The organism is Corynebacterium sp. p3-SID1056 (assembly GCF_025152525.1).
Lineage (GTDB): Bacteria > Actinomycetota > Actinomycetes > Mycobacteriales > Mycobacteriaceae > Corynebacterium.
The window spans coordinates 101,904-121,556 of record NZ_JALXXL010000007.1; the positions used below are offsets into that span (position 1 = coordinate 101,904).

Here is a 19,653-nt window from a genome sequence, read left to right on the forward strand (position 1 = left end):
GGGCAGATCAAGGGGCGAATTCTCTGAAAACCTGCCGGAGCCTAGTCGTCGTCCTCCGGGATCTCACCCGCAAGTGGTAGGTCTTCGAGATCTTCCACCCCGCGTACCTCAGTGAATTCTTCCGGCCGCTGATACGGCTCAACGCCCTCAACCGCAATAACCGGGCAGTCCGCGTACAAACGGTCCAGCCCGTAGAATTCGCGCTCCTGCTCCCTCTGCACATGCACGACAAAATCCCCGTAGTCCAACAAGACCCAGCGGAACTCGCGGTTACCTTCACGACGCTTCGGCTCCAGGCCTGCCTCGGTCAGCTCTGCTTCAACCTCGTCCACAATCGCCGCGACCTGGCGCTCATTATTCGCCGACACGACGACAAAAATATCCGTAATCCCCATCACCTGGGATACATCAAGCACGGCAATGTTCGTGCCGAGTTTCTCATCAGCGGCCTTCGCGGCGATGGTGGCTTGTTCAATAGAGATCTGCGCTGCGCTCAAGAAACAATTCCTTTTCAAGTACCAAGACAAAATGTAGCGACTTCATTGTCCCACGACAGGCGCGCGTAGTGCCACTTACTGATAGAGCCGGTTCTTCGCGATGTACTGTACAACGCCATCCGGAACCAGGTACCACACCGGGCGCCCCTGCTGCGCACGCTCACGGCAGTCGGTCGAAGAAATAGCCATAGCTGGGATCTCGATGAGATGTATACGGCGCTGAATTTCTTCCGGAAACATCTCTTCCGTCAGCTCATAGCCAGGGCGGGTCACACCAACAAACTCTGCAAGCTCAAACATTTCTTCCCAGTGCCGCCACGACATAATTGAGCTCAGTGCATCTGCGCCGGTGATGAAAAACAGCTTGGCGGAAGGGAACTGCTCCCGGAGATCCCGCAACGTATCCAGCGTGTACGTGGGACCTCCCCGGTCAATGTCTACCCGCGAGACCGAAAAACGTGGGTTAGAAGCAGTGGCAACTACGCTCATCAAGTACCGGTCCTCCGCCGCGGTGATCTCCCGGTCCGCCTTCTGCCAGGGGTTGCCCGTCGGAACAAAGATCACCTCGTCTAAGGCAAACCTGTCGGCAACTTCACTCGCCGCCACGAGGTGGCCGTGGTGGATCGGGTCAAACGTGCCGCCCATAATCCCAATGCGGGAGGCACCGTTGAGCGAATCAGCAAACTCTTCCATGCTCACCAGGCTACGCGGAGCCTAGAGCTCGGTAGCGCCACTGCCCCATGCTTAGCGGTAACGCACCTGATCCACGAACCTGCCGAAAGTGTCCGAGACCTGATTATCCCAGCGCGACGGCCAAATGTAGTAGCGCCCATGGTTGCCGCCATTGCCCTGGGAGGCGCGCAACGTCTGGATCGATAAATCACACACACCGTCCAACGGCAAGCAGTAATTCACGCGATTGCGGGTACCCGCAGCCGTCTTCATGTTAAACGGCAAAAAGCCCAGGATGCCGCCGGCGCCACCGCCGGCAACGCCGACCGTCGCCGGATCCCACGGAGCAGTGTTGGGGTTGCCGAAGTACACCACACCGGCGAGCTGTCCACGTCGCGCCAACTCGCGTTCATGCTCCAGCATGATCATGGCACCTTGCGAATAGCCGGACAGGATGTACTTCGGATGGCACCCGGTCGATCGCTCGTACCCATTGATCATCGCCATCACGCCAGTACGACCAACCTGCACAGAGTCTAGGAACTCATTGCCGGCACGGACAGCCATGCGCAGCACAGGCATGCTGTACTGCACAGCCAAACCGAGCGCCTGCAGCGCAGTCGATGGCGCAATGACATTCGGCACATCGTATTCCGGGTAGACAGCCGGATAGTAGCGCGGCTCAAGGCCGAGCACTTCCACGTCCTTCATCAGCGAATTTCCGCCATGAGTGGCACGGTACCGGCCTTCTGCATGGTGCAGGAACGCACGAATCGTCTGGCCTTCCCACCCGTTGGATACCCAGGGTGCCTGGGAAGAGTAACGGGTGCGGTAGATCTGGTCGTTCTGACCAGAACCACGCGCAGCCACAAACGCGACCGCCGGGCAACGATGCTGCGCCTCGGCTTGTGGGGCAGGAGCAATAGGGGCGATTACCGCAGTAACTGCGGCAACAAAAGCGACAACGAGGGCGCTCACGCGAAGGCGCCATGAAGCATGGGAACGTAACACGACAATGAGCATAGAGCCAGACCGCCCCAATGTCTCATTAAGGTTACGGCCTGGTGTGCCCGGCACCCTCGACGACCCACTTTGTACTGGTCAATTCTGGCAGCCCCATCGGCCCGCGCGCGTGCAACTTCTGAGTAGAAATCCCGATTTCAGCACCCATTCCGTACTGCTCGCCGTCTGTGAACGCCGTGGAAGCATTAAGCACCACCGCCGCCGCATCCACTGCGTCGGCAAATCGCTGCAACGCACGAGCGCTGTCTGAAGCGATTGCCTCGGTGTGGCCGGTGCTGTATTCCGCGATATGTGCAATCGCTCCCTCCACACCGTCGACCACTGCGCAAGCAATGTCGAGCGAGAGATACTCCTCTGCCCAATCAGCTTCCGTGGCAGCAGTAATCTCGCGAGCCCCAAACGCTGCGAGCGCGTCCACTTCTCCGTGGACTGTGACCGATGCGTCCTGCAGCGCTTCCACGACGCGGAGCTTGTCGGCATCCGGTAGCGCCGCGTCGAGAAGCACTGTCTCCGTGGCATTACACACCGAGCAGCGTCGTGTCTTGCCGTTGAGCAACATTGCGATTGCTGAATCCAGCGGAGCATCTTTATCGATATAGAAGTGGCAATTGCCCGTTCCCGTCTCGATCGCCGGCACGGTCGCTCGCTGCACCACCGCGTCAATGAGTGAGGCACTACCGCGTGGGATGACCACATCCACCAAACCACGAGCAGTGATGAGCGCCTGTACCGTTGCATGGCTCTCGCACGGCAAAAGCTGCACCGCTTCACGCGGAAGTCCTGCCCCCTCGAGCACATCCTGCAGTACCGCCACTAACGCCGCGTTGGAATGCACAGCGGACTTCGAACCGCGTAAGAGCGCAACGTTGCCAGATTTCAAAGCGAGACCGAACGCATCAACGGTGACGTTCGGGCGAGCCTCGTACACCATCCCCATCACGCCAAGAGGGACGCGCACTTGTCGCAGCTTCAAACCGTTCGGCAGGGTACGCCCCTGCACGACATCCCCTACCGGGTCCGGCAGACTCGCGACCTGCACCAAACCATCGGCGATGCCGGCCACGCGATCGGCGTCAAGAGCCAAGCGATCAATGAGAGACTCGTCCATTCCGGCCTCGCGGCCGGCCGCGATGTCCGCGCCGTTCGCCTCCAGGATTTCCGCGGTTCGTGCAACGAGCGACTCTGCCGCGGCACGCAGCACCGTGTTCTTCTCCGCCGTTGGCAGTTCGGCGAGCTGCGGCGCGACTCGCTTCGCGGCCTGCGCAAGCTCCTGCACGGTGCGAGTGTCACCTTGTGTGTCAGTGTTCATGTCAGTACCCCGCATTCACGTCAACTTCGGTTCGCATGTGTTTCCCTCCGGCAAACAGCTCCCAGTTTTCCACCGCGAGCGCACCAACCCGGCGCTCCATAAACCGTGGAATGTTGGCAGTGTGTGGTGTGATGACGACGTTGTCCATGTCCCACAATGCGTGATCGGCTGGCAAAGGCTCTGGATCAGTGACGTCCAGGCCCGCACCTGCAATGGTGCCGTTACGCAGCGCTTCCGTCAGTGCCTCGGTATCGATCAGGCCACCGCGCCCGACGTTCACCACAACTGCGTTCGATGGCATGACCGCAAGCACGTCATTGTTTACGAGATGCTTCGTGTCCGGGGTGAGCGGCGCCAGTAGGACAAAGTATTCGTGCTCTGCCCACACTTGCGACATCGCTTCAGTGTTGGACATCGCGATAGTTCGCGACGCTCCCTCTACCGCGCGACCAGAGCGGTTTACAGCCGTCACTTCCATGCCGAAGGGAGCGAGAAACTCAATCAGCTTCTTGCCGATGCCGCCAGCACCAATCAGAGCCAATTTCTTGTTGTCGAAGAGAAATTCAGTCTCCTCAAAAAGCTGGTCCTGGTTCCACTCCCGTCGCACCGCGTTATGCCGGTGCGAGACCGCAAGCAACAGTGCAAGTGTCGACTCAGCCACGGTGTCGTCGTAGACCCCGGCAGCGTTTGCAAAGCGCACTCCAGTAGCAGCGTGCTTCGCTAAAATCCCTGCATCAAGGAGCTGCTCGACGCCGGCGTAGCCGATTTGCACAACCTTCACGCTCTCCGGCAGCGTATCCGGAAAGTCTTTCGGGCCGCCCCGGAACACAACCATGTCCGGATTGTCGGCCAGGTCAACCATTTCGTGGCCGGCCGCCGCAAGATCCGCGACCGAGGCCTCCCACGGGGACGGAAGAAAAGCAAACCTCATGCCACTACCGTAGTCGTTACAATCGACTCGCGTAGTGAGATAGATAATCCGCATGGACGACCGGGCGTCGCTTATCTTCTGCGAGCTCCGAGGTGTGCTTGCCACACATACTGGTGAGTTCCGTCGCGTCGTAGGCGACCTCACCGCGCCCAATTACTTCCGAATCGGGGCCAAGAATCTCAACAATATCGCCAGCATGGAATTCTCCTTCAATGCCGGTGATCCCTACCGCGAGCAAGCTCGTTCCTCCACGCGTCACCGCTTCGACAGCCCCCGCATCCAGGCGAATAATCCCTTCTGCATCCGCGGCATAGAGTGCCCAAAACTTCCAGGCACGCAACTGTGAAGCCGGCCGTGTGTGGAACACCGTGCCGCAGTCTGCGCTCTCCAGCGCTTGGGCAATACTGCTTGCCGACGTCAACAGCACCGGCACCCCACCCCGTGTTGCTAACCGCGCCGCAGACACTTTTGCTGCCATGCCACCGGTACCAAACACTCCACCGTCACCGGCTGCTACGCCCTCAAGGTCTCGCCCGCTACGCACCTCAGTGAGCATTTGCGCTGCCGGGTCTGCGGGGCTGCGATCGTACAATCCGTCAACGTCGGAAAGCAGAACAAGCGCGTCGGCGGAAGTCAGCGTCGCCACGATTGCTGAGAGCCGATCGTTGTCTCCGAAGCGCATCTCCGAGGTGGCTACGGTGTCGTTCTCGTTGACAATCGGCACAGCCCCCAACTGCCGCAGCCGATCAATAGTGCGTTGCGCGTTCCTAGCCCTTTCACGCACTCCGGCATCAGCTTGCGTAAGGAGAACTTGCCCAGCAGTCCGGCCATAGCGAGCAAATGACGCGCCCCACGCCTGCGCAAGGTGAACCTGGCCTATCGCGGACGCAGCCTGCTTTGTGGCGAGATCACGTGGTCGTTGCGACAGCCCTAGCGGTGCCATCCCCGCCGCGATCGAGCCGGAGGACACCACAATGATGTCGGTGCCTGCGCTCATCCGAGCATGCATAGCGTCGACAAGCGCATCAATTTTTTCGGTGCTCACAGATGAGTCCGTGTTGACCAGTGAGCTCGAACCAATCTTGACCACGATCCTTCGCGCACTGGCAATGTGTGCGCGAAGCTCGGACTCGGAAAGGTTGGGGTTTAAGGCAGCAGGCATAGGCAACCAGTCTAGCCCTCCCAGCGTTTGCGCTCCGCTTCTTCGCCATCGCCGTAATCGAATTCATCGATAAGACCACGCCGCGCCTGGGAGGCTCGCTTGCGCTCTGCCGCAGATGTTCGATTGGTGTCGTACAGACGGGCATCCGCTCCACGGCCTGCGAGCGTTGGGTCTCCTCCGCGCATCGGTTCCCAATCGAAGGAAATATCGCCAATCGTGACGGTATCTCCCTCGCGCGCGCCGATGCGCCGCAGTTCCTCCTCAACTCCCGCCTTTTCCAAACGGTCCGACAAGTACCCGACGGCTTCGTCATTTTCAAAATCGGTCTGGCGGATCCAGCGTTCCGCTTTTTCGCCAGTAACGATCCAGCCCTCTGGATACATCGGGTCTCGTTCGACCACGATGCCGCTGTCTGCCTTGCCTCTGCGGCCTTTACGCGACACGCCTTGCGGACGAATCACCTCTTGACGAGCTATCGGCGCGTTGGATTTTTGCGCCTTGCGCTGTGCCTTGCGAATTTGCTCAACGACTTTCCACATCGCCCACTTGAGGTCGTCCAAGCCCGCGCGTGTCGCCGTAGAAATCTGAAACACCGGCCACCCGAAGCGTTCCTTAATGTCCTCGAGGAGAAACTCTGCGAGCTCTGCAGCCTCTGGGATGTCCAACTTGTTCAGGACAATAATGCGTGGCCGCTCGCGAAGGTCACCCAAGCCGGAATCATGATCGAGGGCATCCGCATAGCTCTCCAGCTCCGCCTCTAAGGCCTCAACATCAGAAATCGGATCTCGACCGGGCTCTATCGATGCGACATCTACCACGTGCACAAGCACCGCGGTGCGCTCAATGTGTCGCAAGAAGTCAAGACCTAACCCCTTGCCCTGGCTTGCGCCTGGAATCAGGCCAGGCACATCGGCAATGGCAAACGTATCGTCGCCCACATCTACGACCCCCAAGTTTGGGGCAAGGGTGGTAAACGGGTAGTCGGCAATCTTCGGTTTCGCTGCCGACAAAACCGAAATGAGCGAAGACTTCCCTGCTGAAGGAAACCCCACGAGCCCAACATCAGCCATCGACTTCAGCTCCAAGATGAGATCGTGTGCCTCACCCGGCTCCCCCTTAAGCGCAAAGCCTGGCGCCTTGCGTTTTGCCGTTGCGAGCGCTGCGTTGCCTAGCCCGCCGTAACCGCCTTCGGCAGCCATAAATCTCGTACCAGGTTCCGTAAGGTCGGCCAAAACATTGCCTCCCTCGTCCCGGACGACGGTACCCACCGGCACCTCTAAGATAAGGTCCTCGCCGCGGGCACCGTTGCGGTGATCGCCCTCACCATTGCCTCCACGACCAGCCTTGACGTGCGGGCGGAACTGAAAATCAAGAAGCGTATGCACCTGAGTCGAAACTTCCAACACGATATCGCCGCCGTGCCCGCCGTTGCCCCCGTCGGGGCCACCGAGCGGCTTAAACTTTTCGCGGTGCACAGACACGCACCCATGCCCACCATCACCTGCTTGCAAATGCAGCACCGCGCGATCAACGAATTGCGCCATGGTTTCGCCCGCCTCCCTATCGTCAATGGTCTGTACAACAACGCTGCAGCTTGCCGGCGCTCACACTTTCGCGCCTGCAAGCCCGATGCTTTCTGCGCAAAAGAAGTAATGTGCGGCACCTGCCACAACGTTTCTTACATGCAGGGTACCGGGTCAACAGCAAAGCAAGTAACGGATCACCTCGCATGCTCGGTTTAATACACCGACTGCGTGAACTCTCCGCCGACTGCGCGAACAGTTTCCTCCGTGATCGTGCGTAGATCTTCACCACTTGGATCAGTTCGCGCGATCCAAAGCTTGTGTCGATGCTCCAGGCGGTCCGCAAAGTTACGCGCCCACCGTCCATTGCTACGTTCCGCAGTAGGCAGCGCCTCATACACAGCGACCACGGTCGCGTCCAAGAGCGCTGTATCGATGCTCCAACCTCGTCCCTTTAAGCTTTCCGCGACGATGCGCGCTACTTCTCGAGAGCTGTAATCTGGAAATTCAATCACATTTGGGATGCGGGAGCGCAAACCGGGGTTGGCATCCAGAAACTCTTCCATCTCGTCGGTATATCCAGCCAAAATCGCGATGAACTTGCCTCGGTCGTTCTCCAGTCTCGACAGTAGAGTTTCGACAGCTTGCAGACCAAAATCGTTCGAGCTGCCGGCGCTTGTAAGCTGGTACGCCTCGTCAATAAACAGCACCCCTCCCAGCGCTTCATCGAGCGCTCTGGTGGTTTGCTTCTCAGTCGCGCCAATGACGGAGCCAACAAGATCCGCGCGCGTGACCTCTTTGACGGTCGGAGACTCGAGGATCCCAAGCGCGTGAAAAATCTCTGCGACGATGCGGGCGACCGTAGTTTTTCCAGTCCCGGGATTCCCAGAAAACACCATGTGGTACGTGGGCGTAGAGGTTTGTAAGCCCTGCGCTTCAAGCCGCTGGTTCGCCTCGGCGACTTGCACCAGGTCGGCTGTCCACTGTTTTACCTCTTCTAAGCCGATGAGGTTTTCCAATTCATCCAAGAGGGCGTCAACGCGTTGCGCGCTCGCGGCGCCACCTGTGACCGTGCGAATATCAGCATCCGTCACACTCGTTATTTCGTCATTTGTCACTTGCGAAAGGTCGCCGGCGTGTGTCTGTGCCAAGCGAGTGCTGATGGCGCCAATGAGCGAGTCTTCAAAATTCCGTACCCACCGACCGTTCGATCCGTCACCCGAACGCCGATACTGTCTACGGATCGCCGCATGCAGCGCAACTTCGTCAAAGGTGTAGCCCTTCTTTGACAGGCTCACAGCACCGATTGCCGCAAGCTCATCCGCAGAGTAGTCCGCGAAGTCGAAGCGGTTGGGGATACGAGACTTTAACCCGGGATTCATCGCGAGGAAATCCTGCATCAGATCCGTATAACCAGCAAAAATGATGACTATGTCATCACGGTGATTTTCCATGAATGTCAAAATTGCGGTTACTGCCTCTTTGCCAAAGTCTTGGCCGCTTTCCGAATGCAGGTCGTAGGCCTCGTCGATAAACAGCACGCCTCCGAGTGCTTCCTCAAGCACTGCATTTGTTTTCTGCGCAGTCTTTCCGATAAATTCGGCGACAAGGTCAGCTCGTCCGACCTCGACGAACGTATTCGTCCGTACGGCACCAGCGCTATACAGCGCTTGGCCAAGCAGCCTGGCCACAGTGGTTTTTCCTGTTCCGGGGTTACCAAGGAACATCGAATGCATAACCATCGGTTCAGGTGCCAGACCGAGCTCGGCCCGGCGCTGGTTAAACTTCACACGATTCATAAACGCATCGATCTGACGCTTCACCGTTTCTAGACCAATGAGTTCGTTAATCTGGGACATCGGATCGCCGGGTGCAGTTTGCGACAGCGCGGTGCCGCCCTCCGCAGCTCCATCGACAACTGCAGCCGATGGCGGTGACTCGATATCTAAAGGTTCACGCACGCATTGCCATTGCCCATTAACTTCTTCGAATATCGACGCTGCCGGTAAGTGTACGGTTCCCTGTTCTGAAAAAACCGCAACTTTTGCTGAGTGGACCAAACGTGATTCTTGAACGGCCAAAGAGGCGTGATCGACGAAAAATTCCGCATAGTTTGTCAGGAGCGTCAGTTCGTTGAGATCACAATGACTACCGCCATGGATCCAAAGCTGCCGTTGGTTTGCAAGCGATTGGTGGATTTCCAAAGAGCCGGACACCCGCGATTCTTCGGCGTCTACCCCGTAAGCGGAGCACGCTTCCAGCTCGACCACCGCTTGATTTACAAATTGTGTCCAGCCGAGGAAAGACGTTGCCGCCCGGACATGCCCGCCGACCGCAGCCACAGAGAATCCCACTACCCCCGCAGGCGCTTCGACAACCGTTTCCCTCAGGCTCAGACTCCCGTTGCGGACATACAGCGCTGGGATCGTTCCAACACGCTGGGCACTGACCACCCTTGTTCGGAGAAAAGAGGCTTCGGAATCATCAAAAACGTTACATGCATTGTGCCCCTCTGTCTGCAGCAACGTTATGTCCTCCACATGGAGTTTTCTCCCTTCGTACGCGTTCAGCGACTCGGTGACTAACAAGTCAGTGGTATCGCGACTTGCCCCCCGAAGCGTGAATTCGTGTACATGCTGCGGTACCGATGCAATCTTGTATTTCCCTTCTTCCAGGGTTACTACCGCGCGAGGCGCAAGCTGCGGAGCAACGACGCGTTCAAAGTCTTCGCTGTCAGCAGCTCTCCAAAGCACCTCAGCTGCAACTTCGCCTTCACGGTGCACGACGCACGCGCGGGAATCTACGTCGCAGCGCGCATCACCTTCCGCCTTCACTACGACGGTTGCAGCGTTGCTACTTACAACTTGGGACAGATTGAGACTCGCGCTCCGCACAAATATCTCGGGTTTACTGGTCTTTACCAGCACACGTGGAGCATTCATTAACGCCCCACCAACGACCACCGCCACTCGCTGCAGCGGGGGAGTTTCAATGGTCACTTCGTCCAAGAGGTGCATCCTGGCGCCTTGGGAGACATAAAGCGTGCTCACTTCCGACGTCGACACGCTCGCCTCGGAGGCCGATTCCAGGTACAAGCAATCTAAGACACTGCGCGAAATCACATACTGTGCCTTCTCGACCCCGACCAATGCCTTCTTCTGCGCCCCTCCTCTTACTTCGCTATCCGAGATCTCGAGCTGCGCCCCCTTCACACCAATCGCCGGAAACTTGGAGTCATCAGAGACAAAGACTCGGCATTCGTGAACAAAAGCGTCTCCGCCGTTGCAAAGAATGGCGTTGCCTTGAGACAAACCATTTACCGTAAGACCGACGAGAGTTGCCCCGCGAACGAGCACAACACGGCCAAAAATCCGCACTCCGTCGCCCTCTGCCTGCAGTACGCGGCCGTCAACCCGCAGTGTAGCTACCCGGTAATCACCCGGCGAAAGCAGTAGCGTCCCGCCGGGCGGTAGAGAGGCGAGCATCTGGGCGAGGTCGTCGTTCGGGGTAGCGCGCATTCTCAAAAGACTCCTTGACAGATAGACACGGTCCAACTCTACGCGTAGTCACTCCACAGGTAAGCTCAATCGCCAAACACGCTAAATTTTCGCCTATTTCTCTTGACGCGCTAACAAGACTTTCGTATATTGCCTTTTATGAACTTTACATCGCAATTACAAAAGTACTTTTCACTCCGGAATCGCGGCATGGAGATCATTGCCTGGGCTGCACGCACACACCAAACCACCGAACAACTTGCAACTCTCGGTATGCCCGATGATTACGCTGCAAACGTCGTCCGCCTAGTCGAATTATTCTTCCACGACAATACCCACTCCCGATACCAAGCACGAAGCAAAAGAAAAGCAGAGGAGAATCAGCACAGCGTAGAAACACTTGCCGTTATCTGGCAGCGCTCCCAAAACATCAAGGACCCCACAAAACGTTGGCAGTTCCTAGAAGTACTGTGCGGCACGCCTGGAGATACACAAGCTATCCAGCGGAAAGCTCGCCAAATTAAGAAAGATTACGTCCCTAAGAAGGCCCCGCGGGATGGGGTCCGCACCCGTCGAGTTGGCAACAAAATGACCGTGTCCATCACCGGTGCTTCCACCACCATGCAAAACCTCGTAGATGTCCTCAATGAAGCTCCTACCGAGGCTCCCCACACTGATCCAGTTGATTGGATGCTCCATCGCCACAACTCAGACCACGCTGATCTCACCGCAAACGCCGTCATGACCGTCGACAATGTCGAGCAAATACTGCGAGGCGACACTATTGAAGACGATGTCTTAGTCCAGCTCACTGATGGAACAGTGCTCACTGGCATGGAAGTCGCCCAGCGGAGGTTGCGCAACCGAGGCCTGGTCACCCTGCTTTCGCCTGGAGTCGGCCCAATCAACATCTATGAGGCGACTTTTGACTATGCCGACACGAAAGAACGCCGCGGCCCCAACGATGTGGGGCACGCGGCGTAATGAACGTGTGATTCGTTCTTCCTAGTATTTAGGCAGTAGCTTCGTCCGCAACGGAACCCGCTGCCTCTGCCTGCTCAAGCACCTCGGAGGAGACACCCTCGCCGTCTGCTGGAATGATGTTAACGATGCGACGCTTGCGCTTGATACCAAACTGAACGGCACCCGGCTTCAGAGCGAACAGCGTGTCGTCGCCGCCGCGGCCGACGTTGTCGCCCGGGTGGAACTTGGTGCCACGCTGACGGACGAGAATTTCACCGGCCTTGACCTGCTGACCACCGAAGCGCTTCACACCGAGGCGCTTCGACTCAGAGTCACGACCGTTCGAGGAGCTGGATGCACCCTTCTTAGTTGCCATTATCTTTCTCCTTAGAGCTTGGTCTTACTTAATGCCAGTGATCTTGACAGTGGTCTGCGGCTGGCGGTGGCCCTGGCGGACCTTGTAGCCGGTCTTATTCTTGTACTTGAGAATATCGACCTTCTTGCCCTTGCCGTGCTCGACGATCTCGGCCTCAACGCTTACCTTGGCCAGTGCATCTGCACCTGCGGTCACTTCAGCGCCATCCACGAGAAGGATCGGGGTGAGTGCAACCTTGTCGCCTGCTTCACCCTCCAGCTTCTCGACCTTGACGAGGTCGCCTTCGGCAACCTTGTACTGCTTGCCGCCGGTCTTGACGATCGCGTACATAGAGGGTTACCCCTTATCTCTACTCGCACGTCCTCCGGCATGCTTCGGTGGACGTATGGAACATTAACTTTCAGCGTTTCGGGGCCCGAAAGACCCGCCGTGCCCGCATGCGTAGGCAACGAGGCGGCACGCCCCAAAACAGCGACTGCCAAAGACTACACCGAAGTGGGGCGATTCTCCAAACTGTGGTGGGCCGTTTGGAGAATCACCCCATTCAGCGATGAGGCTACCGAGGATGGCAACCGCGTCAGGAGGTGGCGTCAAGCATTACGCTGCGCGCTACGCTTGCGGGTCGCTCGTCGGCGTCCCCTGCGCCCTCTGCTTGTCCCGCCCGAGCCTGTCTGGTGCTTGTCCGACGAGTCAGATTCTCGTGATTTGGTTTTACCAGACTTGTTTTCACCGTTGCTTTCCTGCTTGCCTACGCCATTTGCTTTCGAAGCGTGCGCGGGCTCCTCCACATGCTTTTTTGTGGTACGTCGTACTGCGCGACGTCGACGCCGACGCCGCGCCGAGCTTGCGCTTCCAGCGCCACTGTTGCTTCTGCGCCGCTGTTTGCTGGTGCCGGCATTGTTATCCTCAGCTTCTTCGCCGGAGTGCTTGCTACGAGCCGTCCTGGCTTCCCCACGTCCCGGGGACGTTTCCGTCCCGTCTTCGGTGACAAAATCGTTACGCTGAGGCCGACGATCCGAGCGGGAGTTTCCACGCGTTGGTCGCTTCCGGCGCGGAGATTCTTCAAACGCCGTAAGTGCCTGCTGGAACTCTTGCTCGGCGTCCACGACTCCGCGCGCTTCTCCAGCTGCTTCTTTCCGGCCATCGTGCGTCTTTGGTGCGGAACCCGCATCATCAGCGTGCCGCGTATTCCCGCCGCGCGCGTTACGGTGCCTCCGCTTCCCACGTGACTGACGCTTTCGCTCATCATCATCCGGGTTTTCGTGTTCACGATCGCTCGCTTTGGTGCGCTTTTTGGCCTTTTCGTTGTCCGCGTCCCAGGTGTAACGCTCTGAAGCCGACGCGCGTTCACTACGTTCCTGATGCGACTCGTCTGTGTCAGCCGCGTCCTGCCGCGACTGCTCACTGCGCGTTTCTTTTGCTTCTTCGCGGTTACGGCCACGTCCGCGGCCGCCACCGCGACGTCCACGACGCCGCGACGAGCTCGGTTTCTCAGGCTGCCTCGTGCGCTGCGGCTCATCCTGTGAGTCCGGTGCTTCGTCCTCCACAATGACAGCGCCAGCGAGTTGGTCTATGTCACCATCAGTCATCGGAGCGCTGTGGCTATGCATGGCTTTCGCTGCGGGGTGCTCACCGACCGGGCGTTTTCTGGTCATGGTGTGCTGCGGCCTAGAGCCTTGCTCCGACACGGGCATCTGCTCGACAGGGTCATCGAGCAAGATCAGACCCCTACCTTCGCAGCATTCGCAAGGCTGTGAAAACGTTTCCAGCAGACCGGTGCCCAAGCGCTTTCGTGTCATTTGCACGAGGCCAAGCGAGGTTACCTCCGACACCTGGTGCCGGGTTCGGTCTCGACCGAGAGCCTCCTTGAGGCGACGCAGCACCAGGTCTTGGTTCTCCGGCAGGATCATGTCGATGAAGTCGATGATGATCATGCCGCCGATATCGCGGAGGCGGATCTGCCGCACGATTTCTTCGGCTGCTTCAAGATTGTTGCGGGTCACTGTTTCTTCCAGCGATCCGCCTGATCCCGTGTACTTACCAGTGTTGACATCAATCACTGTCAGAGCTTCGGTGTGCTCGATGATCAGCGTGCCACCAGATGGCAGCCACACTTTGCGCGCGAGTGCCTTGCGCAGCTGCTCGTCCACACGGTGCATTCCAAACGCATCGATCGCGTCGTGCTTTGCCATATTGAACTTCTCAACCCGGTCGAGGAGGTCCGGTGCCACCGATTCCACGTATGCGTGCACCGTGTTGTACGGGCGTTTCCCGTCAACAATCAGCGCAGTGAAGTCCTCGTTGAACAGGTCCCGTACGACTTTCACAAGAAGGTTTGGTTCTTCATAGAGGGTGACGGGCTGCGCGCCCTTCGACTCGATCTCGCGCTGGGCATGCTCCTGGATTGCTTCCCACTGTGTGTGTAAGCGACGCACGTCTGCAGCAATGGCGTTTTCACTGACGCCCTCCGCCGCTGTGCGGATGATGGCGCCACCCTTGCCCGGCACCACGTTGTGCAGAATCTCTTTGAGGCGTTTGCGCTCAGGTGCCGGGAGCTTGCGCGAAATCCCTGCGCTGCGACCACCGGGGACATACACCAGATACCGGCCGGCAAGCGAGATTTGAGTGGTCAGGCGAGCACCCTTGTGACCGACTGGGTCTTTCGTCACCTGCACCACTACTTGGTCGCCCGACTTCAGCGCATGTTCGATGCGGCGTGAGCGCCCGCCAAGGCCTGCGGACTTCCAATCAATTTCACCCGCGTAGATGACGCCGTTACGCCCCTGCCCGATGTCGATAAAAGCTGCTTCCATGCTTGGCAGGACGTTCTGTACGCGACCCAGGTAGATATTCCCGACGATCGTTGTTTGCTCATCTGAGGTGACAAAATGCTCGACAAGCAAACCGTCCTCGAGTACGCCAACCTGGGTGATACGCCCGTGTCCGTCGTGGCGTTCACGTTCGCGCACCACCATGGTTCGCTCTACAGATTCTCTGCGCGCCAGGAATTCGGCTTGGCTCACTATGCGAGAGCGCTTTCGCGCCTCTGCGTTTTTCTCGCTGCGGCGACGACGCTTGGCTTCCAGCCGCGCAGACCCTTTAATCGCTTTAGGCTCTTCGATCAGCTCGGCATTGTCTGCGTCTTTCCTGGAATCAGCATGTTCTGCGCCCTGTGCATCTGCTTTGTGCGATGTAGCACGTCCTCGATTGCTGCGCGTTTTCCGTTCAGGCCCCTCATTCCGGGTACGCGTCGGCGTTTGGTTTTCCTCACCGCTGCGCTCTTGGGTTGCAGGATTCGTTGCATCGCTTGATTGGGGCCGACTGGCGCGGCGACGCCGCCGTGAACGCGACGGAGCTTTAAAGATCGGAGCGTAGCCTGCCGCGGGCTCTTCCTCGGGCGCCGGGGTGATTTCAGGCTCAACATTGGTCAATGGACGTTCTTCTACCTGTTGTGCGTCAGCGGCCTCTACAGTGGTTCCAGAGTCGCTTTCGCGCCCGGTATCGGCCTCTTCCTTAGCCGCCGAGGAGGCTCCTGCCGAGTCGTTTGCTTCCCGATCTGGTTCGTTCATGCTCGCGTGCTTACTTCGGTCACTCGCTCCGAGTTCAGCGTCTACTTTGTCTTCGATCTGGTGAATCTCATTTTCGACGTCCTTGCGGACGCGGTGGCGAATTTTTTCGTCAGCATCTGATGTGGCTTCCGACTTCGTCCCACCACGAACATCATCTGACTCAGCACTTGTTGAAGTGGACGCGGACAGCACGTCGAGGAGCTGCTCACTTTCTGCCTTGGTGAGCGAGGACTGCGCTACTTTGACGATCCCCATCTCAGACAGGGCTACTACGAGATCTTTTGAAGGAACTCCCAACAACTTAGCCAGTTGAAAGACACGCTGTTTTTCTTTCAACTGCGTGCGATCGAACGCCTCATAAGGGTTTTTCTCTTGAGGTTTTGCGGCCCGTTTGCTTGTGGCCGTTCGCTTCTTGCGGGTCGTCTTTTTTGTGGTCTTTTTGGTTGTCCGCCGTTGCTTTTTCGGTGTGGTGTCCTCGTGTTGAGCCACGTGCCAATTCTCCTGTTATGCGTTATCCCGCTAGCGGGCACCGGGCGCTGGCACGTTGTTGCCGCCGCCGCACAGTGCCGCAGCTTTTGCGGGCTTTGGTGAAAGCTTGTCAGCGTCCATGTTCAGTTGGACACGGCGCCTGCTCCCCATTGTGGCACAGTGACAGCGCTAACCGCGCGATGGCGACGCGTTCTGCTCCGCACGCTCGATGAATTCAGCCACGCTGTCGACGGTGCTATCCACGACTGGCTTGTCCCAGCTGGTGCCAATGAGCGCGGCACCGACTAGCGCCGCGAGGGCTTGCCTACCGCTCACCTGCGTTACTCCGGCGTACTCAAGCATCTCGTCGATGCATCGAACGGCTTCATCCACTTGTCGCCGCACCATCCGCTGTAGTTCAACCCCCTCGCGACCTCCGTCGATGGTGGCGGCGATGATGGTCCGCAACTTGTCAGGATAGCCGTTGGCGGTCAAGTTCAGGATTGCAAATGCGAGGGCTCTCCGGTCATCTCGCACTTGCGGGTCCGCAAGTGTCTCCTCGAGGATCTCGTTTTGCCGGGCGTGCACTCGCTCAAAGCAGGCCATGATGAGCTTTTCACGGCTGTCGAAGTAGTAGCCAATTGATCCCACTGGGACATCCGCTAGTGCAGCGACCTGCCTGTGGGTAACTGCTCGCATTCCCTCGGCGAGGAGGAGGCGGACCGTCGCCTCATGGATTGCATCGCGCTTCTTTTTTGCCCGCCGCTGCCGCATACTTTGCACGCTCACCATTGTCGTCCTTTCCTCGCAAGTCGGTAGTCGATTTTCTCGGTTTTAGTTTAGCAAGGTTGGCAAAAGTACTTACGTACCGATACACAAAAATGCGCCACCCGCGTCGCTCATGCAACGAGGGTGGCGCTTGATACGTCGAATCGACTACTTATTCGGGAACCAGATCGCGATCTCACGCTCTGCGGACTCTGGAGAGTCAGAGCCGTGGACAACATTTTCACCAACGGTCAGCGCAAAGTCGCCACGGATGGTGCCCGGGGTGGCCTTCTCAACCGGGTGGGTACCGCCAGCGAGCTGACGCCACGCTGCGATTGCGGACTCGCCTTCGACGATGCCTGCTACCAGCGGTGCGGATGTGATGAAGTCAACGAGCTCACCGAAGAACGGCTTGTCCTTGTGCTCTGCGTAGTGCTTCTCGGCAGTTTCGCGGTCAGCGGTGCGCAGATCCATCTCGACGAGCTTGAGGCCCTTGCGCTCGATGCGGGAAATGATTTCACCGACGTGGCCGTTGGCGACACCGTCGGGCTTGATGAGAATCAAAGTACGTTCAGTCATGGCCCAAACTTTACCTAAAGGTCTCGTACGATGCGCACCGCGTCTTCGCGTGAGGCGTCGCGCTTCCACAGCTGCACCTGTTGGACCGCAGTTTCAATTTCTCCCGCCTGCTTTATCTGGGCAATGGCGTCGCGCTGGTCGTCGCTAAGCGCAAGATCAGGCGCGGCCCGTCGCCGATATTGCAGGACAACCCACATCACGAGCATCAACGCTGCTGCGACAATCGCAGTCGGCCCCACCCAGGCTGGCAGAGGCACCATCGGCGCGCCCACGGCAAGTATGGACAGCGCGGCGGCAAGAAAAAGCAGGACGTGGCGCATGTGCATGAACCTACTAAGCTTTTCGTCGATGTTCCAGCATGTACCGATTCACCAGCTTGCCCTAGGCCACGGTCGCCCTGATGCCCCCGCGCTCACTGACCTGTCTACTGGAGTGACCGTGACCTACGAGCAGTTGCGCAAGCTTTCTGGAAATGTCGCGCAGGTATTGTCCCGCACTTCCCTGGCGCATCGGCCGGTCATTGCCGTTCAACTGCCAAACTCCCTGGAGTTTGCCGCCACAATTTTGGGCATATCGCAAGCGGGTGGCACGACGAGCTTGATCGGTCCGCTCTTGCGTGACCATGAGGCACAGCACCTCGCGGATCTCGCGAACGCGGATCGCACAGTGGGGATCATCCGGATGGCAGAGGCAAAGGCGCTCATCAAGGGGCAAACACCCGAGGGGTGGCCGCCGTTGACCCCCTTTCCCTCCACCCGAGGTGCTGATGGAACAGATACACCAGCTACTGACAACAGCTGCCGTGGAGACGAGTTTGCCTTCATCCCTTTCTCCTCTGGGACAACTGGGTTGCCGAAAGCGGTTGGTCTTCCGGGGGCGTCGATAAGCGCGAATATGCAGCAGTTTGCGGCGGCCCTCGCGCGAAGCGGCGTAGGAGAACATACTCCGACAATGTCTCCCCTGCCGTTTTCCCATATTTACGGCTTGACCGCGTTGTTACTCACCCCACTGATGCTTGGGCACCACGTCATCACGATGCAGCGTTTTGACCCTGCGCTGTTTACGCGTGCGCACCGAGACTACGGCGTGCGGTTGACGTTTATCGCGCCTCCGCTTGCGCGCGTCTTGTCCACCGCGGACCCTGAGGATTTCGATTCGCTTGAGTTGATTGTCAGCGGAGCAGACCGGCTTGACCCAGCAATTGCCCAAGCGGTGGAAACACGCTTGGGCGCGAGTGTGATCCAGGGGTACGGCATGACGGAGACTTCGCCGGTGACCTTTGTCGGTGTACAGGGCAAAACCCCGCACGACTCTGTCGGCTTTCCGCTGCCTGATACACGCTTCCGCCTTGGGGCTCATGGTGAGCTGTCGGTCGCAGGTCCGCAATTGATGCGCGGGTACCTTGGGCACCCGCCCGTTGGCGAGTGGTTCGATACCGGTGATCTCGCCAGGGTTGGTGAGCAGGGCGAACTCTACATCACCGGTCGCGCAAAGGACACGATCAAGTACAAGGGCTACCAGATCGCGCCCGCTGAGCTTGAGGCAGTACTCAACCAGCACGGAGCGATTACCGACGCCGCCGTCACCCAATTCGACCTTCACGGCACCGAGGTCCCCCGTGCCTTCGTTGTCCGAGCCCCCGGCACCGCGTTAAGTGAATCGAGCATCATCGACTTCGTCGCAGCTCGCGTCGCCCCTTACAAAAAGATACGCGCCGTCGACTTTGTCGACGCGATCCCCCGCAGCGCTGCAGGGAAGATCCTCCGCAACCAGCTGCGAAACCTGCCACGCGCGACTACGTCTCCGGGTCCTCAGCCGTGCCCAGGTGCTGAGTAACGAGGTAGCCAGCCCGCATCCGCTGCAGCATCTCGGAGCGCATCTTGATGATCAAGAACCAGACAACCCCGAAGGTAATGCCCACCACCGTGACCGACCAGTGGATGAAAAAGCCAAAGATGAGCGGTATTTGTAGCGCCAAGTCGACCCAGAGCATTGCGGGCCGTTTTTGGAAGAAGGCCGCGATGATGTGCGCAACCCCCACCACGGTCACGTAGGACCAGTTAAATGTGGTCCACAGCGTCCCCTCTTCGACCTTGAGAATCACGGTGAGGATGAGCAGGATGGTGATTGCTTCCATAATCAGCGTGCCGGCGAGCACGCCAGTCAGTCCCTCCATCGGATCCTTGACTGGCGTTTTCCCGGGGCCGAGGGGCCCCATTTCCGGCTCACGGCGGAAGCGTCCGCGTCTGGGGGTGTTCTGGTCAGCCATGGGTCTTATCGTATCCGCGTCAAGGTTCCGGCCATAACTGCCTCGGC

General features: G+C 58.5%; 17 protein-coding genes. 2 read left to right on the forward strand and 15 right to left on the reverse strand.

Going from position 1 to position 19,653, the window contains the following annotated elements:
* Positions 1-41: 41 nt before the first annotated feature.
* The 8 genes from rsfS to M3G14_RS07905 form a co-directional block, all read right to left on the reverse strand.
* A complete protein-coding gene (gene rsfS, locus M3G14_RS07870) occupies positions 42-497 on the reverse strand; it encodes a ribosome silencing factor (RefSeq protein WP_259925989.1) in 456 nt (151 codons plus the stop codon).
* Between the two features lie 75 nt (positions 498-572).
* Positions 573-1,190, reverse strand: a complete 618-nt coding sequence (gene nadD / locus M3G14_RS07875) for a nicotinate-nucleotide adenylyltransferase (RefSeq protein ID WP_259925990.1) — start codon at positions 1,188-1,190, stop codon at positions 573-575.
* Positions 1,191-1,241: 51 nt separating this feature from the next.
* Positions 1,242-2,147, reverse strand: coding sequence for a hypothetical protein (locus M3G14_RS07880; RefSeq protein ID WP_259925991.1), 906 nt, complete (start codon positions 2,145-2,147; stop codon positions 1,242-1,244).
* 76 nt (positions 2,148-2,223) lie between these two features.
* A complete protein-coding gene (locus M3G14_RS07885; RefSeq protein ID WP_396122215.1) occupies positions 2,224-3,516 on the reverse strand; it encodes a glutamate-5-semialdehyde dehydrogenase in 1,293 nt (430 codons plus the stop codon).
* Positions 3,503-4,432, reverse strand: coding sequence for a D-isomer specific 2-hydroxyacid dehydrogenase family protein (locus M3G14_RS07890; protein ID WP_259925993.1), 930 nt, complete (start codon positions 4,430-4,432; stop codon positions 3,503-3,505). The genes M3G14_RS07885 and M3G14_RS07890 overlap by 14 nt, the downstream gene beginning before the upstream one ends.
* Before the next feature lie 16 nt (positions 4,433-4,448).
* A complete protein-coding gene (gene proB / locus M3G14_RS07895; RefSeq protein ID WP_259925994.1) occupies positions 4,449-5,594 on the reverse strand; it encodes a glutamate 5-kinase in 1,146 nt (381 codons plus the stop codon).
* Positions 5,595-5,605: 11 nt separating this feature from the next.
* Positions 5,606-7,138 carry a GTPase ObgE gene (gene obgE, locus M3G14_RS07900; protein WP_259925995.1) on the reverse strand — a complete coding sequence of 511 codons (1,533 nt, stop codon included), beginning with the start codon at positions 7,136-7,138 and terminating at the stop codon, positions 5,606-5,608.
* A gap of 194 nt (positions 7,139-7,332) precedes the next feature.
* Complete coding sequence (locus M3G14_RS07905; protein WP_259925996.1) at positions 7,333-10,635, reverse strand: AAA family ATPase; 3,303 nt, start codon at positions 10,633-10,635, stop codon at positions 7,333-7,335.
* Between the two features lie 138 nt (positions 10,636-10,773).
* Between M3G14_RS07905 and M3G14_RS07910 the strand changes: the two genes are divergently transcribed.
* Complete coding sequence (locus tag M3G14_RS07910; protein WP_259925997.1) at positions 10,774-11,598, forward strand: hypothetical protein; 825 nt, start codon at positions 10,774-10,776, stop codon at positions 11,596-11,598.
* Positions 11,599-11,626: 28 nt separating this feature from the next.
* On the opposite strand, the gene rpmA is transcribed toward M3G14_RS07910, so the two are convergent.
* The 6 genes from rpmA to M3G14_RS07940 form a co-directional block, all read right to left on the reverse strand.
* Entirely contained in the window at positions 11,627-11,953 is a 327-nt protein-coding gene (rpmA, locus tag M3G14_RS07915; protein ID WP_259925998.1) for a 50S ribosomal protein L27, read from the reverse strand.
* Between the two features lie 24 nt (positions 11,954-11,977).
* Complete coding sequence (gene rplU / locus M3G14_RS07920) at positions 11,978-12,283, reverse strand: 50S ribosomal protein L21 (protein WP_259925999.1); 306 nt, start codon at positions 12,281-12,283, stop codon at positions 11,978-11,980.
* A 260-nt stretch (positions 12,284-12,543) separates the two neighbouring features.
* Positions 12,544-16,011 (reverse strand): translation initiation factor IF-2 N-terminal domain-containing protein, encoded by a 3,468-nt coding sequence (locus tag M3G14_RS07925; RefSeq protein ID WP_259926000.1) that lies wholly within the window; start codon positions 16,009-16,011, stop codon positions 12,544-12,546.
* Between the two features lie 168 nt (positions 16,012-16,179).
* Positions 16,180-16,782: a TetR family transcriptional regulator gene (locus M3G14_RS07930; protein ID WP_311201359.1), complete on the reverse strand. Its 603-nt coding sequence runs from the start codon at positions 16,780-16,782 to the stop codon at positions 16,180-16,182.
* 144 nt (positions 16,783-16,926) lie between these two features.
* Complete coding sequence (gene ndk, locus M3G14_RS07935) at positions 16,927-17,337, reverse strand: nucleoside-diphosphate kinase (protein ID WP_038592025.1); 411 nt, start codon at positions 17,335-17,337, stop codon at positions 16,927-16,929.
* A 14-nt stretch (positions 17,338-17,351) separates the two neighbouring features.
* On the reverse strand, positions 17,352-17,657 hold the full coding sequence (locus M3G14_RS07940) for a hypothetical protein (RefSeq protein WP_259926001.1): 306 nt from the start codon (positions 17,655-17,657) through the stop codon (positions 17,352-17,354).
* A 28-nt stretch (positions 17,658-17,685) separates the two neighbouring features.
* On the opposite strand from M3G14_RS07940, the gene M3G14_RS07945 reads away from it, so the two are divergent.
* Complete coding sequence (locus M3G14_RS07945; protein ID WP_259926002.1) at positions 17,686-19,173, forward strand: AMP-binding protein; 1,488 nt, start codon at positions 17,686-17,688, stop codon at positions 19,171-19,173.
* Here the strand turns inward: M3G14_RS07945 and M3G14_RS07950 are convergent.
* On the reverse strand, positions 19,133-19,606 hold the full coding sequence (locus tag M3G14_RS07950; RefSeq protein WP_259926003.1) for a DUF4233 domain-containing protein: 474 nt from the start codon (positions 19,604-19,606) through the stop codon (positions 19,133-19,135). The two genes, M3G14_RS07945 and M3G14_RS07950, sit on opposite strands and share 41 nt — an antisense overlap.
* Positions 19,607-19,653: the final 47 nt, after the last annotated feature.